The following is a 24,573-nucleotide window of genomic DNA, read 5'->3' on the forward strand; positions in this document are numbered from 1 at the left end:
AAGGGGCGATTTTCGCGATCACGCAAAGGAACCTTCCGACCGGGTAACCGATGGGAAGGTTCGTGGGAAGCGGTGCGCTCTTGACACGGGTTGTTCCGCGGGTTGGGGTCGAAGCCGCGTAGGAGGAGCGATGGCTCATTGGTCCTATTTCTTTCGGGTGAAAATTCTTGAAAGTGTCTATGAATCGTCTTGACCAAGAGGGTGCTTTTGTTGAGATATGATAATAGGTGTCTCATTTTTGTTATTGTGGAGAGGTGGCTTAAGATTGGTAGGTGTGTGTAACTTGCTGGGAAAAAAAGGGTTCGTTTGGGTTTAGGCCCCTTGAGGGTTTGCTTTATCCAGACGGCTGCACGTATTGGTGTTTGTCGCAAAGTGTGTCGCGCCCCGGTTGCGTGTGACTGGTGGTGGGTGCGCTTTTCTTGCCGATCCGTATCCTTTGGTTGGGAGGCACCTTTTAGGTTGGCGCGCTCTCCGTGTTCCAAGGGTTTTTGTCCGCGAGGGGGTGTCTGAAGCAGGTTCTCTTTATATATATAGGTCGAATGCTTCAGGGTCAGGCTGGTGGCCGCTCTGTTCATCGATTGCTCCCTCGGTAATGTCCACGGAATTCCAGATTCTACCGGGCTTTCATCTTCTTATCAAGTGAAAAGATCTATAGAATGTCAATAAAATGCATTGATTATGGTTTGGGTGAGGGTTCTGGCTTTTGCTGTTGGGTCGTCAGTGCATTCCCTTGTTTGTGGTGTGGTTCGTAGGTGCTGTGGTTGCTTGAGAATTTTTGTTGGTTGGTGGTTTTGGGGGATTGTGCTAGGGGAGGTATCTTTCTGGAGGTATTATGTTTATCTTCTCTGGTTTGCGTTGATAAATTCGCGCCTGGCGCCGAAGTTTCTTGCGATTGGCATCGTCGGCGCTTGGGCCGGCTTTTTGTCATTTTAGATATTATTGATTAAATATTGATCGTGGTTGTTTTTAAAGGCGCCTTACGCCGGTTCGAAGGGCAACCGGGTGACCCATTTTTTGTCGACCAGGCGTTGGAAGTTGCGGCAGTAGGCTTGGGTCAGTAGGGCGTCTTCGATGAGGACGCCCGCCTCGACGTTGCGGATTTGGGCCGCCTCGCTGAAATTGGCGCTGGTAATTAACACCTTGCGCTCGTCGACCATCACCGCCTTGGCGTGTAGGCAGCTCATGGTGGTGCCGTCGTCCACCAAGGCGCGAGGGTCGTAAAACACCTCGGGTAGCACTTCACTTTTCCATACGTTTTTGCGGAAATATCTTGAATAATTCGCGACGATTTCCTCTTCCGTGTAACCGCCCTGGTTTTGACGCCGCCTGATGTTGAGGAAAAAACGGACCGCGATGGCGCCGCGCTCGTGACGGTCGATCAGCTCGTCGAAGAAGGCGTGGGACTTGCGGTATGGGTCGATGTTGTAGCTGCTAATCCACACCCGCTCGCGCGCCTCGCTGAACAAATCGCGGAGCACCGCGAGCGCCCGTTGCGAATGACCCTCCACGTCCAAACCCGACCAAACCGAGCTCACCTTGGCGCCACGCGCCCGCAACGCGGCGCGGTCCCGCTGCACCATGGTCAAGCTCCAGGCAAGCGCGGCCGCATTCGTGCCGTGCGCGTGGGCTTCCGCCAGCAGCTCCGCCAAACCGCGGCGGTGCTTGCCGGTGACATAACGGCTCAGGTCGGCCGGGCGCGGTGGGAACGGCAGGCGACCGTCGCGCAGATCCTCGGCCAACCGGCGCAGCGTGACGTCGTCCAGGTGCGAGAAATCCGCGCTCATCGGTCGTCCAAATCAAAAAAAGCGGCGTCGCGACATTCCACCGTGGGCACCACCAGCGCGCGGTCCAACATGTTGTTGTACTGCTCACAACAGGTTTCCGAGATCAACAGGCACCCGTGGCAGGCGGCCCCGCTCAAGTAACGCTCTTCCTCGCGGCTCTGGGGGTCGTGCATCGCGCATACCGGATCGTTGCTGCACAACTCGCCCAGCGTGCGCGCGTAACGCAGGCTGTCCTCGAAACGACGCGCCACCTCGATCAAACCCCCCAAGGTCCCCTCCGAGGCCGAACTCCAGGTGTAAATCAAAATGCCGTAACCGCGCTTTTCCGGTAAGGCGTAAATCCTTTCCTTCAACGCAGTTGCGCTGTAACCGCAGCTCACCGAGACGGCCGTAATCAACAGGTGCGCCAGCGAGTGCAACATGTAAAAGGCCGCACCGGGAAACTGGCGTTCTCCCGCATCGTTGCGGTCCTTCCACAGCGCAAAACCGCGCTTGAGCGATTCCGTTCGTTTCTGGGTTCCTTCCTGTTGAAGCCAGGCCTCGATGGCGTCGGGGCAGAATTCCAAGAAGACGCCTTCGCCTTGGTTTTCAATTGCCGGTAACCATGTGATTGGTTCTGGATCGGTTAAGGTAGGCGTGTTTTTGGGCCGACGCTTGTATTGGCCGTTAATTTCCGGCATGTCCGGTTTAAAGCGCGTGAAACCGATTTGTGCCACCACCTCGGTTAGGCGGTGGACCAAGGTGATGTTTTTCACCCGGCTGGTTAACCAGTCGGGCAGGTTGTCCAATCGGCGCTTGCGCGCGTGGAAGCGGTGGTCGTCGGTGGGTTTGGTTTCGGTCGGGTACAAACCGCCGATTTCCATGGGGCCGTCGGCGAATGCCGCGAATTCTTCATCTTTGAGGCTTGGCCGTTCCGGTGACGGGGCGGCATTGGTAAGACTTTGGTATTCTGCCCAAGCTTGAGCGCCGCTCCAGGTCTTGCGAACCTCTTCCCAAATATCGCCTTGTTGGTAAACCATCAGGAACAGCGCTTCATTAAACCCACTCATTTGCGCCTGGTTTTCGCGAAGCAGGTCGCGCAGGGGGTTCTTTTGCTCGGGTAACCAAATCGAGGTGACTTTTTGGCTGAAATAAGCGTTGCTGGCGCTGCGAATCAACAGCTTGGATTGTTGATCGTTGCATTCTTCCTGGACATAGTAGCCGATCCAAGGAACGGCGCCGTTGCATTTGCCTAGGATGGCGGTGTCGGGCCGCGTCGCTTTGGTTAAACGTTCGTAGCGGGTGCCGTCGTCGTTGCGGATGAACACCTCGGACAAATCGTTGCCCGAGCCGCCTTCGTCCAGCCACAACTGTTCGCCCCGATGCGGCTTGGCCTCCGCCCCGTAAAGGAAGTAGTACCAGTCGATGTCGTCGAGGTGGCCGTTTTCGCAAGCACGCACAAAACGCAGCGGGGTCACGCTCATTTTTCCGTAAGGCGGAAGATGCGCTTTGCCGCTTTGTAAATAGTCGTGTTTGAACAAGGGCCGGGTGCGGTAGGTCTTGCCGTCGCGTTCCAGGGTTTCGTCGATTAGTCCCACAAACCACAGCGGAAACAACAGGGTGTTAATACCGGGCCCCGTTTGGGTGTCGCCCTCGTCGTCAAGCGGCGGTTCGTGCAAGCTCAGTTTCTTGAGACCCAGATGGTTCTGTAGGTAGCGAATCAAACGGGGTTCGGTAATTTTGCGGCCCCGCTGCCAGTGGTTCAAACCGGGAATTAACACCGATTCATCCGGCAAATCCAACATGGCGCCGGGCCCATAGGTGGTGATCAACTGGCTGCGGTTGAGCTGGCCTTTCGCGCGGGGTTTTTGTTTGTTTTTGCGGCCGGACCGCTGTTGCGCCGTCATGTCATATTCTCCTTGCCGTAACCGGTCGGATAATGAATAAACAAGTTCGTTTTGGGTTCCACCTCGCGCATGCTCCACTGGGCGGTGAAGTGTTCTTCCCCTGCTTTGAATTGGTTGGGCACAATTCGGCCCGCATCGTGGAGCAGCGGGTAACCGTCGCGTTTGTCATAGGCGAAGCGGTTCCCGCGCGGTTTGGCCAAATCGCCCCAGGTTTGCAGCAGGAAGGCGACGCGGTCTTGGAAAAACCGTTGCCATTTTTCGCCTTCTTCCGCATCCATCGGCTGGTGGTTGCGCACGCGTTCGGTGAGGATGGCGGCAATCCGTTCGGTGAGTTCGCCGCGGTACGTTTCGATATAGGCGGCGCCGTTGGGGGGCGTCAACTCGGGAATCAAGTGACGGGCCAAGGCGACGACCACGGCAGCCAAACCCCGGTCGAGCGCGCGGGCGCTGAACGGGGTGACGCTGTTGATTTCTACCGAGCGGTAGAAGCAGGCGTGCCAAAACCCAAAATTCTCGTAGTGGGAGCGGTCGCGTGGGCGGTGGATGTTGAGCAGGTTGACGACCAGGCCGGGTCGGTTGGGATCGCGACCGACCCGACTGGTGGCTTGGATGTATTCGGAGGTACTTTTGGGTTGACCCAAAACCACCATCAAACCGAGGCGCACGATGTCCAAACCGACCTGAATCATGTTGGTGGCGAGGGCGACGTCGACGCTGTCACCGGCGTGGTGGGGTTCGGCCAGGCGGGCTTTGCCCTTGGCCACCTTGTGGGTTGCCACCCGCGAGGTGAGTTCCACCACCTCGCGAAGTTTGGGACGGTTCGCGAAGGAGCCGGTCGTTTCATCCATGCGTTTGCGCACGCTGTAATTGGTCAAACGCGAGGCGATTTCATCTTCAACAATACGCCGTGTGCCGCCCAGTTCGCGCAAGGTATTGAAATAACCAAGCACGGTCATGTACGGGTCGGCCGGGTTGTTGGGGTTGTCGGCACCGCCGTGTTCCAGGTAACGCTTGTTGGCCGCCGCCAGCAACGCCAAGTAACTACGCAGCAGCGAAACCTTTAAGCTGCGACCCTGGGCGGCCACGCCCAGGTAGAGACGGGCGCGATCCTTGTGGGCGGTGTCGGTTTTGGCAAAAAAGATGTCGTCGCGGTTGAGGCCCGGCGGCGGAAAAATGCTGACCCGTTCGCGGCCGAACAAGGCCTGAATCTGCGATTCGGCGCGGCGCACGGTGGCGGTCGAGGCCACGATTTTGGGGCCGTAACCGGTATCCGCGCGCATCAACGCGTCCAGCGCGGTTTCGTAGAGGCCGGCCATGGTGCCCAGCGGGCCCGAGATCAGGTGTAGCTCGTCCTGAATCACCAGGTCCGGCGGCGGCAACGGCTGTTTGAGTTTTTTGCCCGGTCGCTTTTTGGCGAGGCCGGGATCGTGGGGGCCGTAATAACGTTCCTCGTCGTAACGGGTGACTTTGCCGAACAACACGCCGGGTTCGCCGCGCCAGGGGAGGGCCGCGAACTTGTCAGCGGTGGCGATCATAAAACAAGGGATGCGCTTGTAGAGCGGTTCGTCCACGGCCACGATCGGCAAGCCGAGCGGGTTGCGGTTCACCGTGAAATCGCAATCGGTGTTCAGGCACTGGATGCGCAAATCTTCGGGTTGGCGCGCGTCGGGTTCCAGCTTAAAACTGGGCGGTGTGAATTTGAGGCCGCACCAGGGACAGCGCTGCAGCGGGATCGGCGATTCCTTGCCGGCTTCCCGTTGGAAGCGCTGCAGCTTGGTGCGCGCGGCGTAGGGGTTGTTGTCGCCGCTTTTACCCAGCACGTTGGGGGTGGCGGCCTGGCCGACCCAGAGGCCGATTTCAAAGGGGCGTTCGCCCAGTTGGGCCGCGTTGGGGCCCTCGCGGCGTTCCATCTCCATGGCGCAGATCAGGCCGGCGGCGCGGTCCATTTGGTCCAAGGTCAACAGGCGCAGGGTGTAGCGCATCAGCACGGTCAGACCGCCGCCCTCCGGGCCGGGCAGGCGCAGGCGGCGCAAGGCCAGCGTGAACGCGGCCAGGCCCAGGTAGGCCTCCGTTTTACCGCCGCCCGTCGGGAAAAAGAGCAGGTCGACCAGTTCGCGGTCCGCGTGGCCGGGGTCGATCAGGCCGCACAGGTTGGTGAGCAGGAAACCGATCTGGAACGGACGCCAGGCCGCCGGCTTGGCCGGGTCTTGCTTCAGGGCGGCGCGGATCGCTTGGGGTTGGATGCCGCGTTCGACCGCGTCGCGTCGGTAAAAGGCCGCCGCCACGGTGCGGTTGGCGATTTGGAACGCGGTCAGCACGGTGGGGTCCTGCAAGGCGTCGAGGCCGGCCTGCATGCGCGCCGCTACCCGTGCGGCGTGGTTCGTCATCTGCTCGGCGCCGGGTCGACGGTCGTCGTTGAGGTCGGCCAAGGTGGCTTGTTCCCGTTCCAGGTGCGCCGCGAAGCCGTCCAGCAGCGGTTGCAGCATGGCGCGGGTTTGCGCGGCGTCGGCCCGGCCGAGCGCGGTCATCTCGGCCTGAAGCTCGGGGATCTTGGGATGGTCCACCTTGTAAACCGGCGCGGTCGGCATCCATTCGGTGGCCACGCTGGTGCAGTGTCCGTCGCTGACCCGCGCGGTGACCGCCACGTTGTGGCCGACGGCGTATTGGCGCACGTCGCGGTACTGAATGTCGGCGATGTTTTCGTCGTGGTCGTCGTCGCGCCCGCCGCGCGGGTTGGTGCGCGCCACCAGCGGGTGGTCGGCGCGCAGCGTGATTTTGGCTTGGAAGGCGCAAGCGCGGTCTCGCAAACGGCCGGGCTCGGGATCGCGGTTGTTGACGAGGTAGAGCGAGAAGGCGCGGGTGTCGGCGGGTAACTTGGTGGCGCCTTGCACGGGACGCATCGCGGTGCGCAGTTCCATGCCGCCGCTGTCGGCGATGGGCAGGGTCTGCTTGTCCGCGACCGGGACGGCCAGGTGATGGGCGCGCGGGAACCGGCGCCAGGCCCCGAACACGTCGTGCCCGGCCGGGCCCTTGTCGGCGCCGCCGGCTTGGACCACCGCGCTCGGGTCTTCCGGTTGGTAATCACCCCAGCTCAGATCCACCTGGAGCACGGTGGTTTGCGGTGGGACCAGGACGGTGAGGCCCATCGAGGAGGGGAAAAAGCTGCGCCGAATGACGATGCGGTCGTCCTGTTCCTTTTGGTCCTCGCTATCGGTTTCCAGGTCGTCGTCGTCCTCGCCGTCGTCGCGCCGGTCCTCCGCTTTGCTGCGGTAGGGAATCAAAAAGCCGGTCAGGTAAAAGCGGCTGGGTGCGTTGTCGAGCAGTTCGGTCTGGTGGTTGGGGTCCTGTTCGTCGGGACCGACCAGGTCGAGGCGCAAGGTGTTGACGAGTTGATCGCGCACTTGGGCAGAGGTGGTCATGGTGGCTCCAGGGTGGCTTTGCGATGGGTGTGCAAGCGGTGTTTCAGCCTTACCCCATGCCTGGCAGCATGGGTTCGTCGGGTTTGGTTTTGCGCTTGCGGGTTTTGGGTTTGGCCTTGGGTTCGTCGCTTGGTTGGCCGCCGCGAGGGGCGGGGTTGGGGTTGGCGCGTTCGGCCTCGGCGCGTTCCTGGTTCAGTTCGAGCAACAAGCCGAGCACCTGGTCGCGGACCTCGTCGGGCCAGCGGTAGCGCCAGGGTTTCTTGCGTTTGCTGCCGGTATCTTCTTCCTCGTAGTCGAGCAGGTAGTCGTAACTCAGGGTGACCTGGTCCTGCCAACCGTAGGCGCGCAGGACGGCGGCGTCCATGGCGCGATGCAGCGCGCGCAGCTCTTCGATTTCGGCGTTGTCCTCTTCTTCCGGATCGTGGAAAAGGTTGTAGGTGGCGGTCATGCCGAGGTTGTTGTCGACCATCCACTTGGCGCGGTATTCGAAGTAGGTTTTGCCGGCGGCTTCGAGTTCGGCGTTCTCACGCCAGTTCTCGGGAAAAGGAAAGGTCTCGAAGCATTTTGAAGGGGTGTAACGGAAATCGTCTTTAAGCGATGAACCAAAGTTTCTTGCCCAAACCTCATGTACTGTTGATTGAATTGTGGTGAAAGAAGCCCAGTCTTCCAAGATTATGATTGCAAGTGCTTCAGAAAAAGAGTAAGAGCTATTCATAAATGTAGTTGAAAAATGTGGTTGATGTCTGGGGATCACTAGGACTTTTTGGACGCGTTTTTGTGCTTTGATTAATGAAGTATTTAAGCTTCCCCATTGCCACCAGAATTCCCGCCTCTGATCTGCGATCGGGTTTCCTTTTAGTTTGTCTCTCTGTGGTTTTACTTTTGACCTTACTATTTCAAGAAGGTTCGGGTACAAGGACGCCTGATCTAGACTCATTGTTCCGAAATTTATTGCACGACGGTGCGGTGTATGAGTTGGTGACGTATTAACTTCGGCTCCGCCTATATAAGGCTTAATTAAGTCCTTTGCGGAGGGGTTTCTGTCTGTTATTTGGATAATCTGAGATGTAGGGGTGCTTGCGTCACGTTTGTCATTGTCGTCAAATAAAAATCCCTTGCCAAGAATAATAGAGCCCTGAAAGCTTAGTTTGTGGTTTTGTTTTAGCTTGAGAGGTTTTTTGGTGGCTTGTGATTCGTTCAAGAAAGGGGATATGACTTTTGCAGGCTTGTTGTTGAGTGTGATTTTTTCGTTTAGTAGAGGACCTTTCTTGACATGAACTATACAAGCTATTACCGCTGCTGAACCAGGCCAACAGATCCTTTTGGTTGCGTTATAAATAAAGCTGCCGCTTTTGACTATTAATTCGAGACCCTTTTCTCGGTTTTCGCCTTGGCAAATGCTGTTAGTGGTAATAAATCCAATGGTGCCATTGTTTTTTAGCAGATGGTGGAAACGGTGCAGAAAATGGATGCAAAGGTCAAGTGACTTTGAAGTTTCTTTTGCTCTTGTTACCAGCCAGCTATGGTAGTTTTGGCCTAGAGTGCCTGAAATTCGCTGCCCACCAAGATATGGAGGATTACCGACAATAGCATCAAATCCAGGCGTAGCTTTTCGGAATACTTCTGGAAACTCAATTTCGATATGCAAAGGCTTGATTTGAGTATTGATTAGATCTATTACGTCATTAATATGTCTCTTATGTGAGAGGGCGTCTGAAAGTAAACTCTGATAAAATGTTCGTGTCTCCAGCCTGTTCTTTTTCTTTTGGTGGTTGAAAAAAGAAGCAAGAATTAAATCACCAGTCAGCCGCGGCAGGAATAACTCGTTCTCCACCTCTTGGTATCTTTGTTTCTTTTCCTGGTGGTCGCCGTCGCCCAAATCGTGGATCGCGCGGCGCGCGTTGGAGACCACCTCCACCATGCCGGTTAAATCGGCGAGCGGGCCCGGCTCCTTGTAGGGTAACCAGTGGAAACCGGTGATTTGGTCCGGGGTTAATCCCAGCAAGCTGTCGCCGCATTTGAGCGCGTGGTCCAAAAAGGTGAAGGGTTGGTTTTTGGCCAGGGTGACCAGCCACAAACTCAACTTGGCCAGACTTACCGCGAAGGGGTTTTTGTCGATGCCGTACAAACAGCGGCCCGCCACCAACCGGCGCGCGTGGATGATGGGGTCCTCGTCCGGCGGGATCTCGGGGAAATCTTTGTGATGGTCCCAGGCCGCCACCAACTGATCAGCTAGGAAACGGCAGCTCTCCACCAAAAAGGCGCCGGAACCCATGGCCGGATCGCAGACCTTGAGGTCGAGGATCTGGTCCGGGGTGGGATGCTCGCCGCGCTGGGCCAGCACCGGCTCCAAGGTATGGCGCACAATGGGTTCGGTCAGCGAACGCGGGGTGTAGTGGGAGCCGGTTTTGCGGCGCTCCTGGCCGGGCTGGAGGAACAAACCGGCGGGCGGGATCACATGGGGCCGGTGTTTGTTGACCCAGGGTTCCAAGGCGGCTTCGAGCGTTGCCACATCAACGGCGGCCTTCAGCGCCTTTTCCACTTTTTTCGGCGGCTCCAGGTCGTAGCGGTTTTTGAGGTGTTTCTTGCGATCAGCCGGTTTGCAGGCGGCCAAGGCGCCCAGGTCGACGACCACGGCGTAACGGCCCAAGGCCAGCGAGGGCGCGGCGGCGGCCTGGACCTCAAAACCCATCATCGCCTCGTACACGGAACCGATGGTTTCCACGTCCAAGCCGCGGTAACTCAGCCGTTCGCCGTTTAACAGCAGCAGGTTGCGCAACACCTTGAGCAGGGTGCCGTCCGGCACGGCGGGCGGGTAAAGCCGTTTGTGCGGCGACCAGGCGCCGGTGGTGGCGCGGCCCTCCAGGAAGGGGTAGGCGTCGGGGTCAAACAAACGCCCGTAACGCGCGGCCATGTGGAACCCGCCGTGGTCGGCGCCGGTGTAAATCATGCGGAACAAGGCCAAACACTGGGCCCAGGCGCCGAAACGCTGGTCCATGGTGTCGGGGTACTGGGTTTCCTGGGCGCGCAGGCGCTGGAACAGGCCGGCCAGCGAATAGGCACCGGCGTAGACTTCGTCGTCGGGCATTAAACCCTGATCCTCGGCGTACAAAATGAACACGAGCCGCATCATCACGGTTAACAGGCCGCCGTAGAGGTGTTCGGTGGTGCGGCCTTCGCCGATATGCAACAGGTTGGGGTCGGCTTTTTGGAAGCCGCGCAGCAGTTCGTCCAAGGCGGCTTGAACCTGGCCGGCGAGTTGGGTGGAGACTTCGTTCTGGTAGCGGCGGCTTTCTTCCATCAAGGCGGCCAGCCGCCTCTCCTGGCGCGCCACCACGACCAGGCTGTCGTCGAGCAGCATGTTCATGGCGGCGAACAAGGTGCGTCCGCTCGGGGTGGCCATGTCGGCGACGGGGAAGTCGAGGTGGCCCGGTGACTCGCCGCGCGGCGCGTAAATCAAACGCAGGGTGTCGCCGTTGCAAAGCAGGCCGGCGGGGCTGTTCAGCTCGCGCAGCAAGCGCAGGAAGCGGTTCATCGGGCTCACCCGCCAGGAACCTTGGTCGTCGTGGTCGCGGTTGCGGTCCAGGTTGACCCCCGCCGGTTCCACCTGGATCACCAGCGGGGCCGGGCCTTCTCGCGCGCTGTCGAAGGGATCACACACCACATAAGTTGGCGCCAGGTGCAGTTGCAGGTCTTCCAAATAGGCGTGGAACCGCTCGGGGATCGGCGGCCCGTCCGGTGCGCCCGCCAGCTGCTTGGGCTCCCAGTTCCAGAGATCGAAGGCGAGCGCGGGCAGGTCGCTGATGCGGTAGCTGTCGGCGTCGTCGGCGTAGGTTTTGGGTTGCAGGGTGTGGGCCTGGTAACGCTGGTGTTCGGCCATGACTTGGCGCGGCAGGACCAGGCCGAAGCGGTCGAGCGCGGGTGGGGTGACCACCAGGCCGACGGGTTGAATTTCGCTGAGCCACTGTCGGTGGGTCCAAATGTTGACATCTTCGCGCATGAGGTCTCCTAAGCGTTGGCGGGCCACAGCCAGACGACGGCGGTGGGTTCGACGCGCGATGCTTTGACGGCGTAGGTGCCGCTGATGCGGCGTGGTTCGTTGACCAGTTCCTCGTCGATTTCACGCAGCCGGGTTTCCCAGTGCTTTTGTTCACGCCGGTATTGGTTTTGTTCTTCCACGCCGGGCAGCCCCAATTGTTCCGGGTTGTCCGGGTTCACCTTTGCCTGGAGCAGTTCCTTCTGGCGGCGCAGCAGGTCGCGCATCTGCCGGGCTTCGACGTCACCGCGCGAACGCAGGTTGGTGCGGATCTTTTTCTCGCGCTCGGCGAGGCGCTGCTGCATGGTGGGTTCGAGCGCGGCCAAGTCGCGGGCGTAGAGCGCGGCGAATTGGCCGCGGCGCAGGTCGTCGACCTCGGTGTCGCCGGGGTCGGCCAGCGCTTCCAGCAAGTGGTGCCAGAGGTGTTCGGTGCGGTCCGGGTCGAGCGCGGTGAGGGTTGCGTCGGGGTCGGGTGACCAGGGCGCGGCCACGCACAGCAGGTCGTCGTAGAGGCGGCCCGCGTTGGGGCCGTAAAGCGAGAGGCGGCTGATGAGCAACACGTGGGGCACGCTTTCGGCGCGGGTGGTGAGCGCGCAGGCGCGGTAGATGGTACCCCGTTGGAAACCCTGGGTTTTGAAGCCGCCCAGCAGCCGTTGCACCACGCGGTGTTCCAGGTGGAGGTGGACCTCTTTCTGGTCGAGGTTGCCGGGGTCGCGGAAGACGACGGGGCGGATCGGCGCGTCTTGGCGCCAGGCCCAGAGTTTGGCGTCGCGCGGGCGCGGGGTGCGCAGGCTGTCGAGCGTGCCCGCCCAACCGGGGCCGGCGTCCTGGAGGTGTTCCAGGGCGGGGAAGCGGTAGGGTTGGGGTTGCTTGTCGTCGGGTTCGGGTTGCAGCGGCGGGGCGCCCAGTTGTTGGAGCGCGGTGGAGAGCGCGGCGCGGAAGTGGGTTTCGCTGAGGTTGAGCCATTTTTTGGAATGGTCGAGGTTTTCGGCGAGTTCGTCCAGTTCCTTTTTGAGCGCGGCGGTTTCGCGGGTGAACTCCAGCTCGCGGTTGACCACGGCCTGACCGGGGCCGGCGGGGTCGCCGCCGAGGTTTTCGCGCAGGGCGTCGGCCTGCTCGTGGTTAATGCCTTCTTTGACCATTTCCTCCAGGCGGCGCACCACCACGGGCGACATGCTGCCCAGCTCGTTGAGGATGCGGTCGGTTTTCTGCATTAAGGTGTCGAGCACGCTGTCTTCCGGGCGTTGGGGTAACACGAAGTAGCGGCAGTAAACGCGCGGGCTCTTTTGCAGCTTGCGGTCGATGCGGCCGTTGCGCTGTTCCATGCGGGCCGGGTTCCAGGGCACGTCGAAGTGGATCAAGTCGTAGCAGTGGTTTTGGAGGTTGACGCCCTCGCGGGCGGCGTCGGTGGCGATCAGGATCCGCAGCGGGTGTTCGTCGGGGTGTTGGTTAAAGGCTTGTTTGATCCACTCGCGGCGCTCCTCGTCGAGCCCGCCCTGGAAGGTGGCGACCCGTTCGTTGGCGCGATGGGCGCCATGCAGGGCGCGGGCGAGGCAGCGTTCCAGGTAGGTTTTGGTGGCGGTGTATTCGGTGAAAATCAGCAGCCGACGCGGCAGCCAGGGCGCGCCGTTTCGGCCCAGCTCGGGGCATTGGTTGGCTTGGATCCACGCAATCAGGTGTTGCACGCGGCTGTCGGGTTGGGTCGCGGCGGCGCGGGCGATGGTGCGCATGCGTTTGAGCAGGGCGCGTGCCTCGGGTGTGGTCAGCCCGCCGCCGGCTTGTTCCACGGCGCTGTCTTCCAGTTCCGAAACTTCTTCCTCGTTGAGGTCGCTCAGGGGATCGTCGCCGTCGAGGCCTTGGGTGAGTAGGCGGCGTTGGCTTTGGTCGGGCGCGGCCGCTTGTTTGCCGGCTTGCTTGGCGGTGGGTTCGTCGTTTTTGGGGAGCGAACGCAGGTGGACTTCCAAGGTGTGGAGGAAGGCCGGGATCGAGGAGAGCAGGCGTTTTTGCAGGTAGTTGACCACGAGCATGCGGCTGCCGCGGCCTTTTTTGCCGGTGGCCTGCTCGCAATAAGCGCGGTATTGCTGGAGCAGGTGGGAGAGCTGTAATTCGGGGCTGTCCTCGGGGAGGCCGTCGACGATGATGGGTTCGAGGATGCGTTCGGGGAAACCGGGCGTGAGTTGGCGCAGGTCTTTTTTGAGGCGGCGCACCATGACGGGGCCGAGCCGTTTGGGCATGTCGGGGTATTGGATGCCGCGGCAAAAGCGCTGTGGATCGAGGAGTTCGAGCAGGGCGGTGAAGCTGTTGGAATGGCCGTTGTGGGGGGTGGCGGAGAGGAACAGCTTGTGTTCGAAGCGGTGGGCGAGGCCGCGGATGATGCGGGTGAAGTGGGAGTCGACGGCGTATTTGGCGCCGGCGGCGGGGGCGGCGTTGTGGGCCTCGTCGAGGATGAGCAGGGTGCCGGGACTGAAATCGCCGAGCCACTGGCGCAGTGAGGCCGCGTAGGTTTCGTTGCGGACCAGGGCGTGGGACATAATAAAACGGTTGTGGGTGTGCCAGGGGTTGACCGCGTGACCGCGTTCGCGGCGGGTGCGGATCAAAAAGTCGCGGTCGTAGATTTGGAAATGGAGCCCAAAACGCTGGGCCATTTCGTCGTGCCACTGCACCACTACCGAGGGCGGGGCTAGGATGACGACGCGCTGAACCCGTTGGCGCAGAATGAGTTCGCGCAGGATGAGACCGGCCTCGATGGTTTTGCCCAGGCCGACATCGTCGGCGATGAACAGGTTGACGCGGGGCAGGCGCAGCGCTTTTTGCAGCGGGGCGAGCTGGTAGGTTTTGACCTCGATGCCCGCGCGGAACGGCGCTTGGAACACGTTTTTATCGGCTGCCGTGACGCGGTTCCAATAAAGCGTGTGCAGCCAGGCGCTGAAGCGGTCGGGCGGGTCGAAACCGCGCCGCGGTTCGCCGTAGGCGTCGCTGGTTTGAATCAGTTCCGCGTCCCATTCCCGTTGCCAGAGCACCGATAGCGGTTCGCCGTGGGCGTCGTCGTCAATGCAGACCAGGTGGACCAGCGTGTCTTGATCGCCGTGTTTCGGTTTGACGATGTCGCGAATCAGCCAGCGGCGGGCGCGGACGCGCACCATGGCGCCGGTTTTGAGTTGATCGGGTTCGGTGAGGTGGGGGGTTGGGGTCATGAACCTTCGGCCTCCGCGTGGCTGACCAAAAAGGGTTCGTTGGAAAAGGGATAGGGTTTTCGGTCAAGGCGGTGATTTAGAAAAGATCATCGTCCAAAAAGCAAAAGCTTTTGTCAACGAGAAAAAGGACGCGCGCCGAAAACCGGTGATGCGGCACGCATTGTTTCGCGTTGGTTAGCGGCGAGCGTGCCGGCGGTAGCTGGTGCCGGGGTTGATGCCGCGGGGCCTGCTGTGTTTGGCAGTGGTGGTGCTTCGGTTCAGGGGTTCGCGTACGTCGAGGCGTTTGAGGCTGACCTTGTAGCCCAGGCCGGTGAGATGGCGGTAGGCGGAGAGGAGCACGATTTTGCTGAAGAAGGGCAGGTCCGGTTCGTTGCGGAAGAAGGCGTAAACGATTTCGTAGTTCTTAGCGTTGGGGAGCGGTTCGCTCAGGTTCAGTTTGAAGCGGGCCGGGAGTTTGTCGTTGAGTTTTTCGACGAAATTGGCGTCGGCGTGGAAGGCTTTGCCGCTGACCAAACCTTGCGAGACCATGTGGTTAAACGACTTGCTGCCGGTGAAGCGTTTGACGTGGATGAACTGGTTTTGGCGGGTGAAGAGGTCGCAGGCTTCGACGCCGGTGGCGCCGGTGCGGTAGATCAGCTTGCGGTCCATGTTGGTCATGTAACTGGGCGCAGCGTTGGCGGTGATGCGGTTGTAGCCTTTTTCGTCCACGTGCAGTTTTTTGTCGAAGGCGGTTAAGGGTACGTTCGCCTCGGGGATCTGTTGGACGGCGCGGTTAATTTGGGTCATGTAGTCGCGGCAGACTTTGTACCATTGGCCGCCAATCAGCATGTGGACATCGTCTTGGAGTTCGCCTTCTTTGCTGAGGTTGATTTCGAACACCAAACACTTCCACAAACTGGGTTTCTTGAGGTCGACACCGTCGTTGTCTTTGATTTTTACGTGGATGCTTTTGAGGCGATCAATGCTGATGCTGTGGGTGTCGATATGGTTTTTGACCCAGTCCCAGTGGAGTTCTGGATGACATACGGCGGTTTTGCCCGAGCCAATTTGGTAACCCTGCACCAGTTCGTAATCGAGGGCCTCGGGGGGCGAAAGAACCAAGGTGGGTTCGTTTTCGAAGGTTCCGGTGCCGCGAATGTAGTCACATAAATAGTCGTTTAAGAGATCTTTGGTTTCACGATCATTTTCATATTGTATGTTGTAGGCCCATTCAAAACGTTCTTTGTGACGGTCTGAGTTGTACAGATTTAATGCTTCAGCACATTTTTTTGCTAAGTTTCTTGGGGATAAACGGGAGGTAATGCGCAGCCCTTTGCGCCCGCCGACTTGTGTTGCGAATTCCGAATTCTCGGCGCGGCCGGCAAGCGATTTCAGCAGATCTAAATCCGTTTCGATGCCGAAATGTTCAACCCCCGCTGCCAGGGCTGATTGATCCCTGACATTGCGTTGGTTGACGTCGAAGCTACAGTGGTCGATGCATTTGATTTTTTCGGGATCCAGGCTGTTGAGTGCGACCTTAAATCCAAAATCCTGAACCAGATAAGTGTCGTTGAGCATGTGGTGCCCGGCCTGGCCGAAGGTAATCGCAAACCAACGATTTTCAACTTCAAATAAATAGGCTGCCCCGGTGACTTGAGTTCTTAAGTTTAAGCCGGAGAGGTCAAATCCAGAGAGGAATTCCACCAAGGGTGAGGTTTTGATCTCTGATCTGATGAAAAGGGTGCCGGGAAGAATCTCGTTGGGAAAGGACCTTGTTTGATACAAATCATAATTGCGTAGCATTTCACGGTGTGCTTTTACCGATTTTTGAAATAAATAGATGCTTAGAGTGCGGGTCGGTGCCGCTTCTTTTACGTGTTTTGGTTGATCCTTATCGGTTAAACAATCATGAAAATCAAAAACTTCAGTATCGGTGACACGGTCGCGCATTTTTCTCTCCTAAATAAGCATCTCAATGAAATGAAGGACATGAATAGAACACCGAGTCGTATTCAAACAAGCGTGGGGTTTGGTATCGCGATACCAAAACACCGTGTCGCCCATGACGGAACAAGGACGCTGCTTCGCTGCGAGAACGAGCCGGTTTCAGCCTAGAACATGGAAAATGGAACAGTACGTTGTCAGAGCAATGGAAATGCCGGAATAAGCCAAGGAGCGAAAAAGTCACCCAAAAAGGGACGAAAAAACGATAAAAAAAATAATGAAAAAAACAATAGTGGATGTTTGTGGTTTGTTAAATACCTGGATAAAATAGCTTTATAATGTGCTTTCGGGGTGTGGCGTCGGCGGTGCCATGGGGCGCTCCCGCCGGGGTTCGCCCGGTTTACGCACGGAAGGACGCGCCCTCGAAGAGGATGTCCTGTTCACTTTGGGTGACAGTTGTCCTGCGTTTGGATTTTCCTTGTCTCGCTTCCACCTTGATGTGGTTCCGGCTTAAACCTGTTTCACCGAAACGCGGCCGTTTTCCACCTGGATGCGGCCTTCCGCGAACCATTGCACCACGCGCGGCAGCGTCTCGCACTCCGCCGCGAAGACTTTGCGCTGGATTTCGGCCGCGTCGTCGCCGTCCGCCAAAGCGACGCTTTGTTGCGCGATGATCGGCCCCTCGTCGTAGTGGTCGTTGACCATATGCACCGTGCATCCGCTCACCCGACAGCCCCTCCGGTACACGGCCTCGTGGACCTTGGCGCCGTAAAAACCCTGGCCGCAAAATGCCGGAATCAGCGAAGGGTGAATGTTAATACACCGATTTGCGTAGGTCTCGCCTGGCAGGAACACGCGCAGGAATCCGGCCAACACCACCAAATCGACCCGGTGCTCCGCCAGGATCTCCTGGATTGCCGCGCTTGCCGCCTGGTCGTCGCCTAGCTTGCGGTAGTTGACCGAATAATCCGGGTAACCCAGTTTGCGGGCGCGCTCCAGACCGAACGCTTTTTTGCGTGAACTGATCACACAGGCGATTTCCGCGTCCAGTGTGCCCGCGTTAATGCGTTCATGCACGTTGAGAAACGTCGTGCCGCCGCCCGAAATCAAAATGCCCAGGCGCAGCTTCTTTTGGTTGGCCATCGTATCCTCATCCCAAAATTGAGATATCGATCCCCGCCCGTTTCAGTAACTTATAAAACAACGTGCGGTTGATGCCCGCCGCCTCGGCCGCCTTGCGCGCCGATCCGCCGTGCTCTCGCAGCAATGCTAACAGGAAACGGCGGTCTAAGTCCCGTTGGTAACTCATCGCCACGTCTTCTACTTCTTTTTTGAAACGCCGCAAATCGTCGCGGCCCGTGGGAATCAAGCCGTCGAAATGCTCGAATGGATGGTGGCGGAAGGGTTTTTCCTGCTCCTGGTCGCTGCTGTTCTCCACCACCTCAGGCGGCAAATCACTTACCTCGATCAGTGGCTTTTGCGTCATCACCACCGTGCGTTGGATGATGTTGTCCAACTCGCGCACGTTGCCGGGGAAGGGGTAGCGGCTCAAAACGTCAAAAACCGTTTCGTCCACCTCGCGGCGGCTGGCGCGACTTTTTTGGATGTACTTGGCGAAAAAAGTTTCGCTCAGGGTGCGAATGTCGCTACCGCGGTGGCGCAAGGCCGGAATCTTCAGGGGGATGACGTTGACGCGGTAGTACAAATCCTCGCGGAAGGTGCCTTCTACAACCATTTTTTTGATGTCGCGGTGGGTGGCGACCACGATGCGCGCGTCTGAGCTGACCGGTTGGTTGCCGCCCACGCGGGTGAACTGTTTCTCCTGGAGGAAACGCAGCAGCTTGGCTTGAAACGACAGCGGCATCTCTCCGATTTCATCCAAAAACAAGGTGCCGCCGTTGGCCTGTTCGGCTTTGCCGATTTTGCGATAGTAGGCCCCGGTGAATGCGCCTTTTTCGTGGCCGAACATTTCCGATTCAATTAACTCGCTGGGGATTGCCGAGCAGTTAATTGGAATGAAGGGGCCTTTGTTACGGCGGCTGCGGGTGTGCAGGTAATGGGCGAACAATTCTTTGCCCGTGCCGGATTCACCGGAAATGGAGACGGTCGCCTCGGAGAGGGCGGCCTGTTTGGCTTGGGCCACCGCGGCGAGGAAGTCGGGGTGGTCGCCCAGGAGCGGGGAGCCTTCCGTGTCTTTGACCGGGCGTGCTTTGACCGCGGTGACCCTGGGTTCTTTTAAATGAGGTAACTTGTCGCGAACCACGGTGCGCAGCAGTGGGCCCGCCTCGGCGATACACATCAGGCGCGCTTGATTGATGCGCGGCATGGGTTTGACACGGCTGAAACGCAACAAAAACACGGCTTTGCCGGCTTCGCGGCCGGGAATACGGAGCCACCAGCATTGCGCTTGGCCGTCTTGGTGGCCCTGGGCCGCCGGCGCTTGAAATGCCGGGAGTGGGTAGGTCAATAAATCTTCCTCGGCCTCCAGTGGGTGTACCTTGGATAGGGTGCCCGCGTGTTCCTGAAAGACCGCCACTTTGTCCGCGTTACAAAATTCGGCCATTTGGGTGGCGAACGCGTCCCAGAAAAACCAGTGTCGATCACCGGCTTGATCGGCGACCGCGCAGACGGCGGCGAACACGGCTTGCCAAGCGAGTTGGTCTTGGAGTTGCTTAAACTGATCGCGTTGGGCTTGCAGCGGTTGGACCAAATCTTGGGTGAAACTGGGGGGCAACAAGCCCGGATCCACCATGGCCAGGCTGTCGAGCAGGGTTTGTACCTTGTCGATTAAAAGTTGCTGGGTCGGCGCGGGGACCGCGTGGTTTCGCCGCTCAAGTGTCGGGGAGTGATGTCGGGTCACGACCATACCTCATGTCTCAAAATATTGGGTGAAGCCGGTGTTCGTTTCTCAAGGAACGAAAAAATAAAAATCGGCTCACAATTTTTGGAGCGCGAGGGAGCGGCGGTTTCGCCCAACCGGCGTGGGTGGGGAAGGTGCCGTTAAAACGGAAGAGGCGACAGAAGAAGCATGTAACGGATCTCACGGGGCAAACCCGGGCGCGAGCCGGATGCGCCATTGTAGCTTGTCTCTGGGCGATGGGACAGGTTTTTTTTCGTAAGGATGTCGTAAACCAATGCCTTTCACGCGGATTTTTGTGGGTTGAAAGCCCGAGTTGTCCAAAGCGACTTGTTTTTTAAACTATTGAAAAAAATAAATATGGCAATCTCAGATGGACGGTAATGGTGAAAAAGGCGCTTGCTGCGAAAAAGTGAGCGCGTTCACGGTTTGGATGCTCGGTGTGTTCAAGTAGGGAGAGTTTCGCTCTCTAGCGAAAAGCATACCGAAAGTGTGGTTGGTCGTGGTGTTCGGTGTTTTGGTTGTACGCCAAACATACAGAGAGGGTGTCGGCTTTGCTGTCTTACGGGATTTTTTGGGGGCATTGATTCGAAAAAAACACCGTGCGCCGCTAGAATGGCCGGCTTTGGTCCCGCTTTGCTGGTCTTTGGTATGTTGCTCGCGTTACAATGCGCCAACAGTTGCAACCCTGTTGTCTGAATGAATGATATGAGTGGCAGGACCATTGAGCTTTTCTCAGGAGGAACGCGAGGCCGAAAGCGCGCTTTTGACCCGCGTAAAAGAATCAGATCGCGATGCTTTTGAACTGCTGTTTCAGAAGTACTACGCCATGCTTTATCGTGTTGTCTTTTATAAGCTTAGGGACCAAGGCTTAGCTGAAGATATCGCCCAGGACGCCTTTCTCAAATTTTGGGTTCACCGGGATCGCATTAAACCCGAGTTGTCGTTTTTCCCCTATGTTGAGAAGATGGCGCGCAACCTTGTGCTTGATCATTTCAAGCGCGAGAACGTGCGCACCAAACACCGCGACCACGTGCAGCGTTTGGTGGATGTACCGCCGGGGAAGCCGGATGAGGCCGTCCAGTTGGGTCAGCTTGAAGGCCGCATTCGGCAGGTTGTGGTTCACGATTTGCCGGACAAGTGCCGCACCATTTTTTTGTTGAGCCGGGTGGAGGGATTGTCCAACCCCGAAATTGCCGAGGCCTTGTCGATTTCGCGCAAGACCGTAGAAAACCAACTCTACAATGCGTTAAAGGTGCTTCGAAAAAAATGTGCCGTCCATCTTAGGTGACTTGGCGGCCCTGTTCGTTTTGGTAGCTTGTGAGGGTATCGTATTGGAGGATCCCAATGCCGTCTTTTTTTGATTGGTTAGAGGATTCATCGCGTGCGGATGTCGAGAAGGGTCACTCGGAACACCGCGATCACGTGATGAACCCGGCAACAGAGGGTGTTGTCGCCAAAGAACAGATTCAATCTGCTTACGCGGGAGACGATGAAGAAGTTTCCGTCATTCCCGAGGGCCCCTTTGAAAGTGACGATTTATTCGCCATGCGCGATGTGTGGCAAGCCGCGCGTTCGGTTGAACCGCCACCACCGGTCGATACCGACCGCGCCCTCATGGCGATGCGCGCCAAAATCCGCCGCACCGAGGAAGGTTCGCGCCGCCTGCCGGCGGTGCCCCGTTTGTTTTGGGCCTTTTTGCTTGGCGGCGCCTTGTTGGTGACGCTCGGTTTGTTGGTGACCAATGTGCCGCGCGGCGGTGCCGGCGGCCTGCCCGTGATCGCCACCGAAATTGCCGCGACGCAGAGCGCCACCTTGCCAGACGGCTCCGTGGTGACTCTGAACGCCGATTCGCGTTTGGAACCGCTGCCTGGCTTCGGCCACGACCACCGTCGGGTTGTCTTACACGGTGAGGCCTCATTTGATGTCGTCAAAGGGGAATTCCCTTTTGAGGTCGTCGCTGATCAGGTTAAGATAGCCGTCGTTGGTACTGTTTTTAATGTTTATGCGCGCTCCGGCCTCGCCGAGGTCGTTGTTCAGGAAGGGGTCGTCGATGTTACGGCCGACGGTTCAAAAGTCCAGTTGACCGCCGGTACCATGACCACCTCGGTAAACGGCGCGGCGCCCATGCCCCCGAAATCCGTCCGCTTCCCCAACTATCCCGGCTGGCAAAGCGAACAGCTCATTGTCGACGGTGCCAAGTTGGGTCGTGTCGTGGCGGAAATCGAACGGCGGCATGGGATTCCCATCAAACTGGAAGCCGAATCCCTTGCTGAATTAGAAGTAACCGGTCTCTTTGTCGACAAAAACCCAACGGAACTGATTCACGCGATTTGTACACTGCTCGAACGAGAGTGTCGTCGTGAAGAAGGTGGGTTTGTTATCTACTAGGCGCCGGCCTATTTCCTTTGTCCCTTTTCTTTTATTTTTGCTGCTCCCGGTCCCGGCGTTTGCTGTCGGGCGGGATGCCATGTCGGCTGTCCGCCTCGATTTTCAGTTTGATGATATACCCCTTGATAAAGCCTTATTCGAGCTGATTAGCCAATACCAGCTCCCTCTCGGGTTTCGGCCCGAGCAAGTTGCCGCCTACCGCGTTCATGCCGCCTGTACCCATTGCGAACTGGATGAAGCCATGGCGGTCCTGTTGCACGGCACACCCCTGAACCTGCGTGCGCGCGGCCGGCAGTACCTTGTCGTGTATGACGCGGAAAAAGTCGGCCTCATTCGCGGTCGTGTTTCATTAGAAGAGGAAGCGGTTCCCTTTGCTCGGATCATCGCGCGCGCGGCCGGCCGCTTTGGCGGCGGTACCCCGCCGAGTTGGCAGACGCGCGGCGATGAGCAGGGACGGTTCGCCTTCCCCGGTATGAATCCGGGCGTTTACGAGTTGTTTATCGACATGCCGGATTACGCCTCGCTGTACCTCGGCCGCGTGCGACTCAAGCCGGGCGAAGATCGTTGGGTGGAATCCACCGTCGTCTTACCGATTAGTTTTGAGCTTGAGGTCAAACCCCATACGCGCATTCATCTGTCACGGGAACGGTTGACCAACGGTGCGGTGGTTTTGCCGGAGGATTTTTACCATCGACCCTACCTGGCCGGCGATGTGTTCCGCGCGGTGGAAACATTGCCCGGTGTCGCGGGCGGCGATTTGAGCGCGAACCTGCACATTCGCGGGGGGCGTCATAACGAAGCTTTGATTTTGTTGGACGGTGCCGAAATCGAGGAACCCTTTCATCTGCGCACCATGTCGCGCGGCCCGGTCTCCTTGTTTGATAGTGAAGTGGTGGCCGAATTGGAGTTGATGACCGGTGGTTTTCCAATCCAGTTTGGCGACCATCTCAGCGGTGTGGTGAACAGCAAAACCCACGATGCGGAATATACACGGCACGGGTTCCATGTTGGTTTATTTAACAGCCGCGTTACCAGCCAGGGGCGCGTTGGGGAAGGACACTATTTGGTGAATGTGCGTCGCGGCTATTTTGATTACAGCGATGGTTTTACCCGTTTGGACCCCAGTGTGGATTCCGACGCCGACTACTTCGACTTCTACGCTAAGTTTGTGCAAGACGTCGGGCCGATCTGGCGCTTGTCCCTGCATACCTTGGTGGGCGAAAGCGAGGGCGGTTTGGCGCGATCCGCCTTGCCCGACAGCCCCTTTCAGTTTGAGTCCGTCGCGAGCCGTGAGAAAAACCGTTATCTGTGGGCCAATTTCCGCGGGCAATGGGACTCCGGGCTCGTGTTTGAGCAACATATCAACTGGGGCGGCTGGAGTGATGAGACGGCCGGCGAAGATCAGGTGGGAATCCGTCGCTATCAGGTAAAGGATTTTCGCGATTTTGAGCGCGTTCACCTGCGTCAGGACTGGCGTTATGGGTTGCGTGGCGGTTCGCCGTTGTGGAAATGGGGCATGTACCTGAAACGAACACGCGGCAGCGTCGATTACGCCAACAGCCGCACCGACAACGGCTCCATTTTCCCCTTGAACGTGGGGACCACCCAAACCAAACGCGATCTTGAAGGCTCCCAGTGGGGCGGGTATTTTGCGGCAAACATGTTGCTCGCGCCTAAATGGACCGCCGAGGTGGGTTTGCGCTACGACCGCCAGAATTATTTGGACGAGGCGCAGGTCAGTCCCCGTTGCCACCTGCTCTATGAAATGAACCCGCGCCATGTTTTCAAATTGGGTTGGGGCCGGTTTTACCAATCCCAAGGGGTTCATGAACTGGAAGTCCAACGCGGGGTGGAGGAATACCAGGCGCCGGAACAGGCCGGTCACCTCGTTTTAAGTTACGAACTGCATATGGGTTTAATCGGCATGGTGCGCCTGGAAGCCTATGAGAAACGGTTTAGCGAACTCAACCCGCGACCGGTCAATTATTTGGAGCCGCTGGTTCGTTTTCCCGAGGTGCGCGCGGATTACACCGTGCTCCCCGTGGACAGTGGCCGGGCGCGAGGTTTGGAGATGTGGTACGCCAACCGAAGCGCGGGCGTGTTGCATTGGGTATTAAGCTACGCGTGGTCCAAGGCCTACGACAAGGTAGCGGGTGCTTCCATCGACCGGCAATGGGACCAGCGCCACAGCCTGAACCTGGCCCTCAACTACCACGCCCCCTCCGGCTGGTATGCCTACGCCAATTGGCAGTACCACAGCGGTTGGCCCACCACCGAGGTGATCGTTAACGAACGCGCGCTTCCCGACGGCAGCATTGAAATCGAACCCGCGCTTGGTCCTTGGTTCGCGTCGCGGGTGCCCGAATACCACCGGCTGGATCTACGCCTGGGCCGCGACTTCGTGTTTGAGGGGCGCCAGTTGAATGTGTACATCGAATGCATCAACCTCTATGACCGCCAAAATGTGCGCAGCTTCGACGAACATGCGCTTGTGTTTAGCGGGGACCAGACCGCGATTCAGTTTCTGAGTCGCGATTGGCTGTCCTTTACCCCGTCCATTGGGTTGAGCTATTCCTTCTGAGGCGGTTCCCTTACATATATATGGGAAGGATGAACCGCTCCGAAGGCAACCAATGCTTGCCTTTTGCGCTTTGCTCGCTGCAACCGCGAGGATCGAGCTGAAGGGCGGTGTGTGGCATGTGAGCACCGTATGAGGTAATGCCGCGGTCAGATTTGCCGACGAAACCCGGGATGGGGCGGTGTGCGCGAGGCCTGTTGCAAGTGTCCAAAAAGGAAAAAGGTGGACAAGCGGTTGCAAAGAAATGAGTTAAATGTTTAAGTGCTTTCCTGGCAACGACTTAAGAAATAATTTAAAAAAAGCAGAAAAAGGGTTTGACAGTTTGAAGGGGAGTCCCTAGAATCTGCATCTTGTCGGCGGCACACAACGCCGAGTTGGTTGAAAGTTGAAAATGGAAGAGAAACACGTCATTACCGACACGAGGTTGGTAATGAACCTAGTCAGTTTCGTTTGTTCTTGAAACAAACAACAGGCATCAACATGAGAGTTTGATCCTGGCTCAGAA

General features: G+C 58.2%; 11 protein-coding genes. 3 read left to right on the plus strand and 8 right to left on the minus strand.

Features of this window, described 5'->3' with window-relative positions:
• Nucleotides 1–977: 977 nt before the first annotated feature.
• The 8 genes from drmC to J3U88_RS32440 form a co-directional block, all read right to left on the minus strand.
• Nucleotides 978–1,784 (minus strand): DISARM system phospholipase D-like protein DrmC, encoded by an 807-nt coding sequence (drmC, locus tag J3U88_RS32405; RefSeq protein ID WP_207863233.1) that lies wholly within the window; start codon nt 1,782–1,784, stop codon nt 978–980.
• Nucleotides 1,781–3,670: a DUF1998 domain-containing protein gene (gene drmB, locus J3U88_RS32410; protein ID WP_207863235.1), complete on the minus strand. Its 1,890-nt coding sequence runs from the start codon at nt 3,668–3,670 to the stop codon at nt 1,781–1,783. Before drmB ends, drmC begins: the two co-directional genes overlap by 4 nt.
• Nucleotides 3,667–7,089, minus strand: coding sequence for a DISARM system helicase DrmA (gene drmA, locus J3U88_RS32415; protein WP_207863237.1), 3,423 nt, complete (start codon nt 7,087–7,089; stop codon nt 3,667–3,669). The genes drmB and drmA overlap by 4 nt, the downstream gene beginning before the upstream one ends.
• 49 nt (nt 7,090–7,138) lie before the next feature.
• Entirely contained in the window at nt 7,139–11,089 is a 3,951-nt protein-coding gene (locus J3U88_RS32420; protein ID WP_207863239.1) for an Eco57I restriction-modification methylase domain-containing protein, read from the minus strand.
• An 8-nt stretch (nt 11,090–11,097) separates the two neighbouring features.
• On the minus strand, nt 11,098–14,319 hold the full coding sequence (drmD, locus tag J3U88_RS32425) for a DISARM system SNF2-like helicase DrmD (RefSeq protein ID WP_207863241.1): 3,222 nt from the start codon (nt 14,317–14,319) through the stop codon (nt 11,098–11,100).
• A 174-nt stretch (nt 14,320–14,493) separates the two neighbouring features.
• Complete coding sequence (locus tag J3U88_RS32430) at nt 14,494–16,248, minus strand: DUF6119 family protein (protein WP_207863243.1); 1,755 nt, start codon at nt 16,246–16,248, stop codon at nt 14,494–14,496.
• 504 nt (nt 16,249–16,752) lie between these two features.
• Nucleotides 16,753–17,385: a phosphoribosylglycinamide formyltransferase gene (gene purN / locus J3U88_RS32435; RefSeq protein WP_207863246.1), complete on the minus strand. Its 633-nt coding sequence runs from the start codon at nt 17,383–17,385 to the stop codon at nt 16,753–16,755.
• 7 nt (nt 17,386–17,392) lie between these two features.
• Nucleotides 17,393–19,102 (minus strand): sigma 54-interacting transcriptional regulator, encoded by a 1,710-nt coding sequence (locus J3U88_RS32440; RefSeq protein ID WP_207863248.1) that lies wholly within the window; start codon nt 19,100–19,102, stop codon nt 17,393–17,395.
• A gap of 721 nt (nt 19,103–19,823) precedes the next feature.
• On the opposite strand from J3U88_RS32440, the gene J3U88_RS32445 reads away from it, so the two are divergent.
• The 3 genes from J3U88_RS32445 to J3U88_RS32455 all read left to right on the plus strand — a co-directional run bounded on the left by J3U88_RS32445 (nt 19,824) and on the right by J3U88_RS32455 (nt 24,071).
• A complete protein-coding gene (locus tag J3U88_RS32445; RefSeq protein ID WP_207863251.1) occupies nt 19,824–20,390 on the plus strand; it encodes an RNA polymerase sigma factor in 567 nt (188 codons plus the stop codon).
• Nucleotides 20,391–20,446: 56 nt separating this feature from the next.
• Nucleotides 20,447–21,490, plus strand: coding sequence for a FecR family protein (locus J3U88_RS32450; RefSeq protein ID WP_207863253.1), 1,044 nt, complete (start codon nt 20,447–20,449; stop codon nt 21,488–21,490).
• 79 nt (nt 21,491–21,569) lie between these two features.
• Nucleotides 21,570–24,071 (plus strand): TonB-dependent receptor, encoded by a 2,502-nt coding sequence (locus J3U88_RS32455; RefSeq protein ID WP_207863255.1) that lies wholly within the window; start codon nt 21,570–21,572, stop codon nt 24,069–24,071.
• Nucleotides 24,072–24,573 lie beyond the last annotated feature (502 nt).

This window comes from Acanthopleuribacter pedis, assembly GCF_017377855.1.
GTDB lineage: Bacteria > Acidobacteriota > Holophagae > Acanthopleuribacterales > Acanthopleuribacteraceae > Acanthopleuribacter > Acanthopleuribacter pedis.